Here is a 13,055-nt window from a genome sequence, read left to right as displayed (position 1 = left end):
TCAGCGCGTCAGGAAGGCCAGCACGCGGCTGGCCAGCTTGCCATACGGTGGCCACAGCAGTTTCAGCACACTGTAGCGGGCCTGGTAAAACACGGGCCGCAGCTTGCTGAAGGTGTGGAAACCTTCCACGCCATGGTAGTGGCCCATGCCCGATTCTCCCACGCCGCCGAAGGGCAGATCGTGCTGGCCCACGTGGAAGAGGGCGTCGTTGACGGACACGCCGCCCGACATCACGCGGTCGATCAGCAGCTGCACCGTGTCTGCCTGCTTGCTGAACGGATAGATGGCCAACGGGCGCGGACCCGCGTTGATGCTGTCGATCACGGTGTCAAGGTTCGCATAGCCGCGCAGCGGCAGGATGGGACCGAAGATTTCCCGCGTCAGCAACAGGCAATCTTCGGGCGCGTCGAGCACGATGTGCGGCGCGATCTTGCGCGTGACCCGGTCGTACGCTGGGCCCGGCAACAGCGAAATCACTTGCGCGCCCCGTTCCCGCGCCTCGTCGAGCGCCAGCAGCAGGCGCTCAAAGGCGGCCTCGTCGATGATGGAGGTGTAGTCGGGCGTGTCCAGCCGCGGGTAGCGCGTGGGCACGATGTCGCGCGCATGCGCGACGAAGGCGGCGATGCTGGCTTCGGGCAGCCAGGCGTGGTCGACGCTGGTGCAGATTTGCCCCGCGTTCAGGTACTTGACGAACAGGATGCGCTCGGCTGCCGTGCGCACGTCGAAATCGGCGCAGACGATGGCCGGCGCCTTGCCGCCCAGCTCCAGGGTGACGGGGCATAGATTGCGCGCGGCCGCCGCCATGACGGCGCGGCCCGTCTGGCCGGAACCCGTAAACAGCAGGTGGTCGAACGGCAATTGTGAAAATTCCATACCCACGCCGCCCGTCTCGTCAAAAAACTGCAGCTTTTCTGGCGGAAAGTAGGCGGGCATGGTGTCGATCAGCAGCCGTGCCAGGTGGCGCGAGTTTTCGCTCATCTTGACCATGGCGCGGTTGCCGGCGGCGAAAATATAGGTCAAGGGCACCAGGCTCAGGTTCACGGGAAAATTCCACGGCACGATGACGCCCACCACGCCCAGCGGCTGGGGCATCACGCGGTTGCGGGCGCCAGGAAAGCTGCGCCAGTCCACGCCGCGGCGCTGCGGCCGCATCCATTTTTTCAAGTGTTTTAATACATGGGCTATGCCGTCGATGGCGGGAAAAATCTCCGCCAGCAAGGTTTCGTGCCGGGAGCGGTTGCCATAATCGGCACTGATCGCTTCGCATAGCGCATCTTTATGCTCGCGGATAAAGCGCTGCAGAGTCTGCAGGTCGCGTTGGCGCTCGGGCAGGGTCGGCACGGGGTGGGCCAGGCAGGCCGCGCGCTGCAAGCGCAGGGCGGTAGCCAGCTCGGTGTTCTTCAATTCCATGTTTTCTGCGACATCAGGCATTGTTTTCCTTGGCCGGCCCGGCAATGTGCGCGCCGTTCCAGCACACTATAGTGGACTCTGCGGATAAGCGCCGCCAGCGTGCCGGCGGCGTTGTACGATACACCGTAAAATGTCCATCAACTTGACACTACGCTTTCCAGGAATGCCATGACCTCGACCCCGCCAGACTCCCTGCACATCGTGTGCCCCCATTGCGACGCCGTCAACCGCCTGCCGGCAGCCCGCCTGATTGAGCAGCCCACGTGCGGCAAGTGCCAGAAGGATTTATTTACGGGCCAGCCCGTGGACCTGGCCAGTGCCCGTTTCCTCAAGCATATCGAACGCAGCGACATTCCCGTGCTGGTCGACTTCTGGGCGCCGTGGTGCGGTCCCTGCCGCAGCATGGCGCCATTCTATGTGCAGGCCGCCAAGACCCTGGAACCCGCATTTCGCATCGTCAAGGTGAATACGGAAGCGTCGCCGGACCTGGGCAGCCGTTTCAATATCCGCAGCATTCCCACCCTGGCCCTGTTTATGCGTGGCGTGGAAGTGGCGCGCCAGCCCGGTGCCATCGATGCGAATGCTATCATCGCCTGGGCGCGGGACAAAGCCCGCCTTTGAGCCGGCAGGAAAACCATCGCAGGTTTTCCATTTGACATTTTATATGGTGCCATATTATATTGCGCCATATGATAAAACTCGAACAGAAATATACGGCCCTGCTGGGCGACGTGCAGCGGCGCGCCAGCGGTCTCGACATGACGCGCTCCATCGGTCAGTTGCGCCTGTGCTTTGAAGTGCTGGGCCTGGCCTCCGCCATCGATGGCGATTGCGCCGCGCGCCTGGGCCGGCATGGTTTGTCGGAAGGCAAGTTTGTCTTGCTGGCCCTGCTGCGCGACGTGCCCGGCGGACTGTCGCCGCACGAACTGGCCGAGCGGGCCGGCGTGACGCGCGGCACCATCACGGGCTTGCTCGACGGCCTGGAACGCGATGGGTTCCTGGCGCGCCACGCGGACCAGGTCGACCGGCGCAAGCTGCTGGTGCGCCGGAGTGCCAAGGGAGAAATGGCCGCAGCCACCCTGGTCGATGAGCACGCGCAATGGATCGCCAGCCTGTTTGCCGATTTCACGCCGGAAGAAATGCAGTTGTTGAGCGCGCTGCTGGAAAAAGCCTGGCGCAAGACGGACCGAGGTGCCGCATGAGTCGTGGCGTCGCCGACATCGCTCCCGCGCGCCTGGCGCTGCTGAACGGGGGAAGCGTGGCCAGCACCACCCTGACGGAAGGGCTGGCCATCGATTTCGCCCAGCTGCTGGCGGCGGCTGTGCCCGCTATCGGCGCGGCCCGGCTGGAGCAGATGCGCGCGCAGGCCGCAGCCGGCATCACCAAACGCATGGCGCTGGCGGCGCAATTGCTGCTCGACGCACAAGTTGACTTGGCGCCATTGCTAGCGCATGTTTCCGACACGGTACGAGGCTGGGTCTGCTTTGCCATCGCCGCCCAGGCTGGCTGGACCTTGCCGCAACAGCTGGCCGCCATGCGGCCGCTGGCCGACGATGGCCACTTCGGCGTGCGTGAATGGGCCTGGCTGGCCCTGCGGCCCCATCTGGCGGCGCATCTTGACGACGCCATTCGCTTGCTGGCGCCGTGGACGTCGGACCCGTCGGAAAGAGTCCGCCGTTTCGCCTGCGAAGCGCTGCGCCCGCGCGGCGTCTGGTGCGCGCATATTGCCCAGTTAAAAGAGCGGCCGCAGCTGGCCTTGCCCGTGTTGCAAGCCTTGCGCGCTGACCCGGCCGTCTACGTGCAGGATTCCGTGGCCAATTGGCTCAACGATGCGGCCAAGAGCCGGCCCGACTGGGTACGCAGCCTGTGTGCGCAATGGCTGCTGGAAAGTGCCAATGCCGCCACGCAACGCATCTGCAAGCGCGCCCAGCGCTCGCTGGCCTGACGATGGATCACTGAAGGAGAAAACATGCATTACCTGTTAGAACTGTACAGTCCGAAACCGGCCTGGCTGGCCCTCGATGGCGCCGCGCGCCAGGCGTATTTCGATACGGTGGGCGCCGGCATGGCGGTCTTGTCCGGCACGGGCGCCGAAGCGCTGGCCATGGGCGCCATCGATGGCGGCAAGCTGCATGCGGCTGCCCAGCAATTCTATGCCGTCTGGCGCTTCCCGGACGAGGCGGTACTGAACGCCTTGCTGGCAGGCATCGCCGCTACGGGCTGGCATGATTATTTCGATACCATCAATGCGGCCGGCCCGGCCGTGGATTTTCCTGGCCACCTGGCGCAGCTGGCGGGCGTCTAAGCGTACGGCGTTTTCCTTGCCGCTGCGGTAAAGTTGGCATTTTCATCCGACCATTGACGTTGATGCCAATCAAACTGCTCCCCATCCTGATGCTTGCCCTAGCGCCCATGCTGGCGTCGGCCATCCCTGCTACCCCGCAAGCCCTCGTCGTCGCCGCCCGCAAGCAGGTGGGCGTGACCCTGCAGTACGACCCGCGCTACGAACGGCTCGCCTATCCGGGCGGCGACGTGCCGATAGAGCGGGGCGTGTGCACGGACGTGGTCGTGCGCGCCTACCGCCAGCTGGGGCAGGATTTGCAGGTGCTGGTGCACGAAGACATGCGCAAGGCGTGGCAGGTGTACCAGCAGCAGGGACGCTGGCAAATGAAGGGGCCGGACCGCAATATCGATCACCGCCGCGTGCCGAACCTGGGCACGTACTTTGCCCGCCACGGCACCAGCCTGTCGCCAAGCAAGGAAGCGAACGCTTACCGCGCGGGCGACATCGTCACCTGGCGCCTGCCGCGCAACCTCACGCACATCGGCATCGTCAGCGACAAGCAGTCATGGAGCGGCGTGCCGCTCATCATCCACAACATCGGCGAGGGTGCGCGCGAGGAAAATATTTTGTTCAGCTATCCCATCACGGGACATTATCGCTGGCAGCCCCGTTGACGGCCAGCGGTGCTATTTCCTGCAGGATCGCCAGCACCTGGGCCAGCGCCGTATCGATATCGAGCTTGTCGATGGCGCCATAGCCGAGGAACAGGCCTTCGTGACGCGCCACGCCATGGTAAAAGCCCGATAGCGCATACAGGCTGATGTCGGCCAGGCGCGCGCGGCGCAGCAATTCGGCGATGTCGAGCGGCGCCTGGGCCAGGGCCGCCACGTGGAAGCCGGCGCTGGCCGGCACGAGGCGGAACCACGGCGCCAACGGGCCGTTGAACCAGTGCTGCAGCCGCTCGCGGCGGCCCGCATAAATGTCGTGGCAGCGGCGTATGTGGCGCAGCAAATGGCCGTCGCCGATGAACTTGGCCAGCGCATGCTGGCCCAGGCTGGCCGTATGGCAATCGCTCAGGTATTTCACCGTTTCCACGGCGGCCACGATGGCTTGCGGCAGCACTGCATAGCCGAGCCGCAATTCCGGCAGCATGATCTTGGAAAAGCTGCCCACATGGGCCACGACGCCATAGCGGTCCATGCTTTGCAGGGAATCCTCGGGCCGGCCTTCGTAGCGGAAGGCGCTGTCGTAGTCGTCCTCGATGATGATGGCACCCAGTTGCTGGGCCCGCTCCAGCAAGGCGTGGCGTCGCGCCATGCTCATCGGCATGCCCAGTGGAAATTGATGCGCGGGCGTGACATAGATCAAGCGCGTACCGTCGGGAATCTGCCCGACGACGAGGCCATCCTCGTCCACTTCGATGCCCACCACGCGGGCGCCCTGGCTGGCGAACACGGCGCGCGCCACCGGGTAGCCGGGTTCTTCCACGGCAACCGTGTCACCGGGCTCCAGCAAGGTCAGCGCCAGCAGGTGCAAGGCTTGCTGCGCGCCGCTGGTGACGAGCACTTGTTCCTCGGTGCAATGGATGCCGCGGCTGAAGGCGGCATGGCCGGCAATCGCCGCGCGCAAGGATGGCAAGCCGGCGACAGGCGCATAGCGGCCGCGCGCCTGTCCACCCTGGCGCAGCGCGTGCAGCATGCAGGCGCGCCATTCATCCTGCGGGAAGTGCGCGGGCGTGGCGCGTCCGCCGATGAAGGCGTAGCGCGCGGGCTCTTCCTGGCTGGCACGGCGCAAGGGCGTGGGTGTCGCTTCCCAGCGGGCGATGCGCTGCGCGCTGGCCAGCGGCGTGCTGGCGTGGCGGCGCTGCGGCGAGGCGTGCGGCGTCTGCACGAAGCTGCCCACGCCCACTTTGCCGACCAGCAGCTTTTCATAACCGAGCTTGTCATACACGTCGGAGACCGTCTTGCGCGACAGCCCCAGCTGGCTGGCCAGCAGGCGTGAGGGCGGCAATTGCTGGCCGTCCGTCAGCCGGCCCGAGCGGATGGCTTCGCTGAGCTGGCGGTACAGCTGGCCGCCCAGGTCGCGCGTGCCGTCGATCAGGATATGTAATTCCATGGTGTGTCTGCTGGTGGTCTGCTGTTTTTCGGGGGGATTGGCCTGCCGCGCGTACTGCTTGCGCTTCTACAATAGTGCATCTTTACTCTATCAAGGAATGCATCATGACACAGCAACGACTCGACTTCACACAAGCTTCGCCGGACGCCGTCAAGGCCATGTACGCGCTGGAAGCGGCGATCGCCAAGCTGGGCGTGGAACACTCGCTGCTCGAGCTGATCCGCCTGCGCGCCTCGCAAATCAACGGCTGCGCTTTTTGCGTGGACATGCACACGAGCGACGCGCGCAAGGCCGGCGAAACGGAACGTCGCCTGTATGCCGTGTCCGTCTGGCGCGAAACGCCGTTCTTCACGCCGCGCGAGCGAGCCGTGCTGGCCTGGACGGAGGCGCTGACCCTGCTGCCGCAGAACCATGCTCCCGACGCAGACTATGGGGCGCTGGCGGAACAATTGACGCCGGCGGAAATGGTCAATGTCACCCTGGCCATCGGCTCCATCAATACCTGGAACCGCCTGGCCGTGGGTTTCCGCAAGATGCCCGAATAAGTTCTGTGTTCGTTCGCGAACAGACGCCTGGCTGGTCTCTGGGTAGGCTGGCAAAATAACTTGTCAGCGAGGGAACAGTCATGGAAGTCAATATTAGCGAAGCAATTGAAAAGACTCCGGAACAGCTGGAAGAGACGCGCCGCGAATTCGTCGCCGAACTGTGGCGGCGCTTTGAAGCCTTGCAGGAATGGGCCGTCAGCCACTGGCCTGACCAGCACAACCCCTTGAGTTCCGCCGACTTCGTCGAGGCGCGCAAGGAAATCTTGAGTCTGCGTTCGCCGGCCGGTTCCTTGAACCAGCCTGTGCAGCAAAATGAAGCGGAACCGGAGCAGGGCGGCGCGCAGTATGTGGATGTGACGCCAGCGCCCTGGCCTTGAGGAGCGCCTGAGAAAACGTCCATGACGGCGTTGCCGTGCCTTGCCGTACTAGCGTACTGCCTGCGGCACGGCGCCTTGTCCTGAACGTTTTTCAGGTGCTCCCGACCTGAAAAATCCGCTGTAAAAGCTACTGCTTGACCGCTTCCGTTTTCCCGCCCTGCGCAAACACCCAGCAAACCAAACTCACCAGCAATCCCGCCATCACGCCATACGCCAGATTCAAGGCGCTGTCGAACAGCAGCGGCGCCACCAGGCCCGAGACCAGCGCGAACAGCAGCATCTGGATGAACGACTGCATCGACGACGCCAGGCCGCTGTTGTTGGGGAAGTGGTTCAGGGCCATCAGGGTCATCGGCGGCATGGCGATCGACAGGGCGAACGAGTAGAAGAACAGCGGCAGCACGGCCCACGGCACTTCGGCGGCGAAGACATAGTTGTAGCCGATGTTGGCTGCAGCCGCCACCAGCATCAGGATAAAGCCGGCCCAGATCATCTGGCGCTGGCTGTAGCGGTGGGCGATCTTCGCCGACAGGGCCGAACCGAACACCATGCCGCTGATCAGGGGAATGAACAGCCAGGCAAATGCCGTTTCCGGCAGGTGCAGGATGTTGATGATGAAGTAGGCGGCCGAACCGATGTACAAAGCGAAGCCGCCAAAGGCGGCGCCGATGGCCGTCGACAGCAGCAGGAACTGGCGGTGGCACAGCACTTTCCAGTAATTGACGGCGATATCGCCCAGGTGGAAGGCGTGGCGCTGCTCCTTCGGCAAGCTTTCCGGCAGCGCGCGCCAGACGACGACGAACATCAGCACGCCAAACGCCGTCAGGAACCAGAAGATCCAGCGCCAGCCCAGGCCCACTTGCAGCCAGCCGCCCAGCACGGGGGCGATGGCCGGCGCCAGCGCGAACACCATCATGATGTGCGAGAGGATTTTTTGCGCGGCGGCGCCCGAATAGCGGTCTTGCACGATGGCGCGCCCGATCACGGAACCGGCGCCCGCCGAAAGTCCCTGCAGCACGCGCCAGGCCAGCAGCCAGCCCAGCGACGGCGCCAGCGCGGCGCCCACGGAGGCGATCACATACAGCACCAGCGAGACGAGAATCACGGGACGGCGGCCGAACGAGTCGGACAGGGTGCCGTAAAACAGCATCATGAAGGCGAACGTGAACAGGAAAAAGCTCAGGGTTTGCTGCACCAGCAGGGGGCTGGCATTGAAATCTTGCACGATGGCGGGGAAAGACGGCAGATAGGTGTCAATTGCAAGCGGTCCGACCATCGCCAGGCCCGCCAAAATCCATGTTAATAATTTAGTCATGTTGAAGAGTGTTTTTGTTAGCCCGTCATTTTACGCTAGTGGACGCAATCGGGTTTGGCGCCGGCCTTGTTTGTCATTCATATGTGTTTTTCGCATATGGAATCTTGAAATTCTTCGTTTGCATCGCTTGTCGCCACCGCTATGCTTGGGCGACCCGGCTTGTTTGCCATTTTCTGGAAGTGATACGCCATGCACAGTATTTATCCCGCGGCGCCCGCCGACGACACGGCTCAATGGAACCTGGGGCCCGTGATCCAGGCCTTGCGCAGCTCGCGCGAAGACAAGCACAAGATCCGCCATAACGGCAGGGTGCGCGAACTGCCGTCGCGCGAAGCCCTCACTACCATCGTCAACGGCCTGTCGGCAGCCTTGTTCCCCACGCATTACGGGCGGCCCAACCTGACGGACGAAAGCATCGATTATTTTGTCGGCGACACCCTCAACACCACCCTGAACCGCCTCAGCGAACAGGTGCGGCGCGGCTTGCTGTTCTCAGTGCCGGCCGGCGATGAGGGGGATGCCGCCAGCGACGACGCGGCCTTGGCGCAGCAGGCGCGCGACATCACCCGCGCCTTTGCCGCCAGCCTGCCCGATATCCGCGCCCTGCTGGTGTCGGACGTGCAGGCCGCGTATGCGGGCGACCCGGCCGCCACCTCGGTGGCCGAGATCATGCTGTGCTACCCGGGCACCATCGCCATCCTGTACCACCGCCTGGCGCACCGCCTGCACGCGCTCGGCGCACCGTTCCTGGCGCGCCTGATCGCCGACATCGCGCACACCCTGACGGGCATCGACATCCACCCGGGCGCGCACATCGGCGCCTCCTTCTTCATCGACCACGGCACGGGCGTGGTGATCGGCGAGACGGCCATCATCGGCCAGCGCGTGCGCCTGTATCAGGCCGTCACCCTGGGCGCCAAGCGTTTTCCCGCCGATGCTTCCGGCGCGCTGATCAAGGGCACGCCGCGCCACCCCATCGTCGAGGACGACGTGGTGATATACGCGGGCGCGACCGTGCTGGGGCGCATCACCATCGGCGCGGGATCGACTATCGGGGGGAATGTGTGGCTGACGCAGAGCGTGCCAGCGAACAGTAATGTATCGCAGGCGCAGATGCGCAATGACTAGGTGCGGTGGAGGTGGAGCAAGCCCCTGACAGATGCCGGGGTCGTACCCTGAGGGTACGACCCCAGTCTTTGCCTTTGGGGGAAGGCAGCAGTTTTACTTCACCGTCAGCGCTTCATAGCGCGCCACGGGCACGCCATCCTTCAGCAACAGCAATTCCTGGTCGGCGTAGCGGTAGCCATTGACTTCGCCCAAGGTGGTCAGCAGCAGGCGTTCCAGGTCCATGTCCTGCGGCTGGCACATCATCATGGTGCCGGCCATCTGCCCAAAGTTCAGGGTGCTGACGCCATCGCTGGTGTAGCCGCCCATCATCTGGTTGCAGCCGCTGTTGCCGCTGGCGCGGCCTTCAGCCAGCAGCAGGGTCACTTCGCGCTGCTCGGGCGCCTTGCGCACCACTTGCTTGCCCTTCAATTCCTTCAGCTTCCACTGCGTGCCCGTCAGCTTCGGTGCCGGCTTGGCTGGCGAGGTGGCGCCTGGCGCGGCGGCGGCAGCGTCGCTGCGCACGGGCGTCTGCGCGCAGCCGGCGGTGATGGCGACGATGGCGGCGAGGGGAATCAATCTGGCGAGTGTGAACATGGCATTTCCTTCTTCAAATGAATGGCGCCAGCGTAGCAGATCGGCGCCACGCCAGCGTGCACGGTTGACAAGCCTACCGTTCCTGCTCCAGGCGCGCCTCGAGCACGGTGCGCGCCGCCGCCACGTAGGCGCGGCAGGCTTGCGGGTCGATGAACGCCTCGCTGCCGGCCGTGGCGCTCGCTTCCAGCCGCTCCCACAGCTGCGACGCCTCCGGGTGGGCGGAGATCAGCACGTCGCAAGGCAGTTTTTCCAGGGTCTCGAAGCTGCGGCGCAAGTCCGCCACCGCGTTCGGATACTCGCTGCTGGCGCTGAACTTGAAGCCGGGACGCGAGACGGCGTTGAGGCTGTCCGCATAGACCATGTTCAGGCAGCGGGGGCCGTCGCACGATTGCCACGTCCAGCTCAAGCCTCCGGGCGTGTGGCCCGGCGTGGCGTGCGCCGTCAGGTTGACGGGGCCGACATTGAACCGGCCGCCGTCGCGCGCCAGGCGCATGTCCTTGACGGGCGGGTACTTGGGCAGCGCGTGGTATTGCGGGTCATCCGGCCCCACTTCGCCCGACGCCAGGTCCAGCGCGGCCGACGGGCTGGCGGCCACCAGCGCATTGCTGCGCCGCTGCAGTTCGGCCAGGCCGCCCGCATGGTCGATATGGCCGTGCGAATTGAGGATCAGTTTCACGTCCTCGATGCGAAAACCCAGCGTGCCGATATTGGCGCTGATCTTGGGCGCCGATTCCGGCAAGCCGCCGTCGATCAGCACGTGGCCCTGCGGCGACGTCACCAGCACGGAACTGAGGCCTTTGACGCCCACATAATAGGTATTGCCGAAGATGCGAAAGGGGGCCTGGTCCGCATTCCAGGTGGCGCAGACATCGCAACCAGGCGTCGGCGGCGTGACTGGCGCTTGCGCCAATGCCAGGGAGCCATGGCCTGCCAGCAGCGCCAGTGCCAGCGCGCGCGTAAGAGTGGGGGGCATTGCGATCCTTATCCGTGGTGCCAGGGTGGCATATGCTGACATGGAACGGGGCGCGACGCAAATGGTCACAAGGATGCGGGCGGTGCACCGGCGGCATCAAGGTACACCAGTTCTATCAGGGTATCGTCCGCATAGCGGGTGTCGCCCAAGGGGGCCAGGAAGGACGTGCCGCCATTTTTCACCTGCAGCGCGACGCGACGCCCGCCATCGAGCAGGGTGGCGCTGGCGATGGCCGGATCGCTGTAGGTGCTCATCTTGAGTTCAATGGCGGAGCACCAGTCGGTGGTGCGCAGCTTGGTGGCGACCAGGGTGCGTAGCAAGAAGGGCGTCTCTTTCTTGGCAATGGCGATGCCGACCTGGCACTGCAGGCGCAGGTCGCCCAGGCGGCGCATGCCGGGCGGTACGTCGTCGCTGCGTACGCTGGCTTGCCAGCGGAACCGGTCTTTTTTCTGGTTGGTGACCAGGTCCGCGTCGTCGCTGTCGGCTTGCGCGCTGCGGGGCAGCACAAAGCTGCCATCGGCAGACAGGGGCACGCTGATCGCCGTCTCGTTGCCGACGATGCGCAAGGTTGCGTCCCGCAGGGCATCGGCCGCGACACCGGGGGCGGGAATCAGCTGGAAGCGCACTTCGCGTGCCCTGGGCGCCAGTGCATGGTGGTCGTCAAAGGCATCGAGGCCGGCCGCCATCACGCGGTACGATTTCAATTCCGGATTGCGGATGCTGCTGACGTGGACGGACTGGCTGGTGTCGGCCGGCGCGGCCCGCTCGTCGTTTTGCGCGGCGGCCTGGCCACCGCACAGCAGGCTGGCGGCCAGGACGCCGCAGGCGAGGAGGGTAGCTGGTTTGTCTGGAGACGAAAAGGAATGCACGCACTTGCCCATGTATTATTAACACGGCAAGCTAACATGAATGGCAGGGCTTGTCACTGCCCCGCCTGGCATTCATGCGGCGGCCAGGGTGGCGCTGTCCGGTGCGATGCTGACCTGCCGGCCCGCGTGATCGGCGGGCAGGCGGGGGCCCTGGCCGAAGACCTTGTGGCGCAAGCTGCCTTCCTCGTATTGGGTGCGGTAGCGGCCGCGCCGCTGCAGTTCCGGCACGATGTGTTCCACCACGTCGGCCATGCTGTCGTGGGCCACGGCGAAGGCGAGGTTGAAGCCGTCGATGCCCGTCTCGTCGAGCCAGTTTTCCAGTTGGTCGGCCACCTGGCGCGCATCGCCCACCAGCACCGGGCCGCGCCCGCCCAGGCCGATGTATTCGGCCGCTTCACGTACCGTCCACGTGCGACTCGGATCGGCCTGGCTGAACGAGGCCAGCGCCGAGCGGCCGGCCGGGGAATCGATGTAGTCGATGGTGGCGTCGAGCGGGTAGCGGCTGAAATCGACGCCCGTCCAGCCGGACAGCAGCACGAGGGCCGCCTCGATATTCACGTGGCGCAGGTAGTCGGCATGCTTGGCGCGCGCTTCTTCCTCGGTGGCGCCCGTGATGACCAGCGCCTGCGCGTAGATCAGCAGCGCGTCGCCATCGCGGCCGGCCTGCCGCACGGCGGCGCGCAGGTCGTCGGCGTAGCGTTTCACCACCGTCTTGCTGGGGCCACTGACAAAGGTGGCTTCCGCATGGCGCGCCGCGAAGCGCGTGCCGCGCGGCGAGGTACCCGCCTGGTACAGCAGGGGCGTGCGCTGCGGCGACGGCTCGCACAAATGGATGCCGGGCACCTGGTAGTGGCGCCCGGCATGGTTGATCGGATGGACTCTGGCCGGATCGGCATAGATGCCGCGTGCCTTGTCGTTGACGACGGCGTCGTCGTCCCAGCTTTTTTCCCACAGCTTGTAGACGACGTCGAGGTATTCGTCGGCCAGGTCGTAGCGCTCGTCGTGGCCCAGTTGCTGGCCCAGGCCCAGGTTGCGCGCCGCGCTATCGAGATAGCCGGTGACGATATTCCAGCCGATGCGCCCGCCAGTCAGGTGGTCGAGGGTGGACATGCGCCGCGCGAACGTGTACGGATGTTCATAGGTGAGGGCGCAGGTGACGCCGAAACCCAGGTGCGTGGTCGCCTGCGCCATGATGGGCACGAGGGCCAGCGGGTCGTTCAGCGGCACCTGCACGCCGTGTTCCAGGGCCGCATCGAGGCTGCCCCGGTACACGTCATACACGCCCAGCACGTCGGCCAGGAACACCGCGTCGAACAGACCCGCTTCCAGCAGCCGCGCCAGTTCCGTCCAGTGCTGCGGATCGGTATAGCGGTGGCTGCGGTCGCGCGCATGCGTCCACAGGCCCGGCGACTGGTGGCCGACGGTATTCATCTGGAAGGCGTTGAAGCGTATCGTCTTTGCCATGG

Annotated in this window: 15 protein-coding genes; 8 read left to right on the top strand and 7 right to left on the bottom strand. The window is 65.0% G+C overall.

All coding sequences use genetic code 11. The annotated features are described in order from the left end of the window. Entirely contained in the window at window positions 1-1,431 is a 1,431-nt protein-coding gene (locus tag IGS58_RS17070; RefSeq protein ID WP_230522121.1) for a coniferyl aldehyde dehydrogenase, read from the bottom strand. A 147-nt stretch (window positions 1,432-1,578) separates the two neighbouring features. Between IGS58_RS17070 and trxC the strand changes: the two genes are divergently transcribed. The 5 genes from trxC to IGS58_RS17045 all read left to right on the top strand — a co-directional run bounded on the left by trxC (window position 1,579) and on the right by IGS58_RS17045 (window position 4,368). After that, complete coding sequence (trxC, locus tag IGS58_RS17065) at window positions 1,579-2,031, top strand: thioredoxin TrxC (RefSeq protein WP_070259142.1); 453 nt, start codon at window positions 1,579-1,581, stop codon at window positions 2,029-2,031. Between the two features lie 71 nt (window positions 2,032-2,102). Continuing rightward, on the top strand, window positions 2,103-2,612 hold the full coding sequence (locus IGS58_RS17060; RefSeq protein WP_230522246.1) for a MarR family winged helix-turn-helix transcriptional regulator: 510 nt from the start codon (window positions 2,103-2,105) through the stop codon (window positions 2,610-2,612). Next, complete coding sequence (locus IGS58_RS17055; RefSeq protein WP_230522120.1) at window positions 2,609-3,355, top strand: DNA alkylation repair protein; 747 nt, start codon at window positions 2,609-2,611, stop codon at window positions 3,353-3,355. Before IGS58_RS17060 ends, IGS58_RS17055 begins: the two co-directional genes overlap by 4 nt. Window positions 3,356-3,379: 24 nt before the next feature. Further along, complete coding sequence (locus IGS58_RS17050; protein WP_230522119.1) at window positions 3,380-3,715, top strand: DUF6616 family protein; 336 nt, start codon at window positions 3,380-3,382, stop codon at window positions 3,713-3,715. Between the two features lie 62 nt (window positions 3,716-3,777). After that, the gene (locus tag IGS58_RS17045; protein WP_230522118.1) at window positions 3,778-4,368 is read left to right on the top strand and encodes a DUF1287 domain-containing protein; all 591 of its coding nucleotides are present in this window, start codon (window positions 3,778-3,780) and stop codon (window positions 4,366-4,368) included. Here the strand turns inward: IGS58_RS17045 and pdxR are convergent. Further along, a complete protein-coding gene (gene pdxR, locus IGS58_RS17040; protein WP_070279076.1) occupies window positions 4,337-5,809 on the bottom strand; it encodes a MocR-like pyridoxine biosynthesis transcription factor PdxR in 1,473 nt (490 codons plus the stop codon). The genes IGS58_RS17045 and pdxR overlap by 32 nt on opposite strands. Window positions 5,810-5,913: 104 nt before the next feature. Here pdxR and IGS58_RS17035 point away from each other — a divergent pair, with 104 nt between their 5' ends. Next, window positions 5,914-6,354: a carboxymuconolactone decarboxylase family protein gene (locus tag IGS58_RS17035; protein WP_230522117.1), complete on the top strand. Its 441-nt coding sequence runs from the start codon at window positions 5,914-5,916 to the stop codon at window positions 6,352-6,354. A gap of 80 nt (window positions 6,355-6,434) precedes the next feature. Next, a complete protein-coding gene (locus IGS58_RS17030; protein ID WP_230522116.1) occupies window positions 6,435-6,731 on the top strand; it encodes a hypothetical protein in 297 nt (98 codons plus the stop codon). Window positions 6,732-6,858: 127 nt separating this feature from the next. On the opposite strand, the gene IGS58_RS17025 is transcribed toward IGS58_RS17030, so the two are convergent. Continuing rightward, window positions 6,859-8,046 (bottom strand): multidrug effflux MFS transporter, encoded by a 1,188-nt coding sequence (locus IGS58_RS17025; RefSeq protein WP_099393181.1) that lies wholly within the window; start codon window positions 8,044-8,046, stop codon window positions 6,859-6,861. Window positions 8,047-8,235: 189 nt separating this feature from the next. On the opposite strand from IGS58_RS17025, the gene epsC reads away from it, so the two are divergent. Further along, window positions 8,236-9,174, top strand: a complete 939-nt coding sequence (gene epsC / locus IGS58_RS17020) for a serine O-acetyltransferase EpsC (RefSeq protein ID WP_052140419.1) — start codon at window positions 8,236-8,238, stop codon at window positions 9,172-9,174. Window positions 9,175-9,267: 93 nt separating this feature from the next. On the opposite strand, the gene IGS58_RS17015 is transcribed toward epsC, so the two are convergent. The 4 genes from IGS58_RS17015 to IGS58_RS17000 form a co-directional block, all read right to left on the bottom strand. After that, a complete protein-coding gene (locus tag IGS58_RS17015; protein ID WP_230522115.1) occupies window positions 9,268-9,747 on the bottom strand; it encodes an META domain-containing protein in 480 nt (159 codons plus the stop codon). Between the two features lie 73 nt (window positions 9,748-9,820). After that, on the bottom strand, window positions 9,821-10,720 hold the full coding sequence (bla, locus tag IGS58_RS17010) for a subclass B3 metallo-beta-lactamase (protein ID WP_230522114.1): 900 nt from the start codon (window positions 10,718-10,720) through the stop codon (window positions 9,821-9,823). A 65-nt stretch (window positions 10,721-10,785) separates the two neighbouring features. Further along, the gene (locus IGS58_RS17005) at window positions 10,786-11,589 is read right to left on the bottom strand and encodes a hypothetical protein (protein WP_230522113.1); all 804 of its coding nucleotides are present in this window, start codon (window positions 11,587-11,589) and stop codon (window positions 10,786-10,788) included. A 72-nt stretch (window positions 11,590-11,661) separates the two neighbouring features. Beyond that, window positions 11,662-13,053, bottom strand: a complete 1,392-nt coding sequence (locus tag IGS58_RS17000; protein WP_230522112.1) for an LLM class flavin-dependent oxidoreductase — start codon at window positions 13,051-13,053, stop codon at window positions 11,662-11,664. Window positions 13,054-13,055 lie beyond the last annotated feature (2 nt).

Origin of the sequence: Janthinobacterium sp. EB271-G4-7A, assembly GCF_020858075.1 — a bacterium.
In the GTDB taxonomy this organism is placed as follows: domain Bacteria; phylum Pseudomonadota; class Gammaproteobacteria; order Burkholderiales; family Burkholderiaceae_D; genus Janthinobacterium; species Janthinobacterium lividum.
Note: the sequence above shows the minus strand (reverse complement) of the source record. Positions and strands in the feature narration are given on the sequence as shown.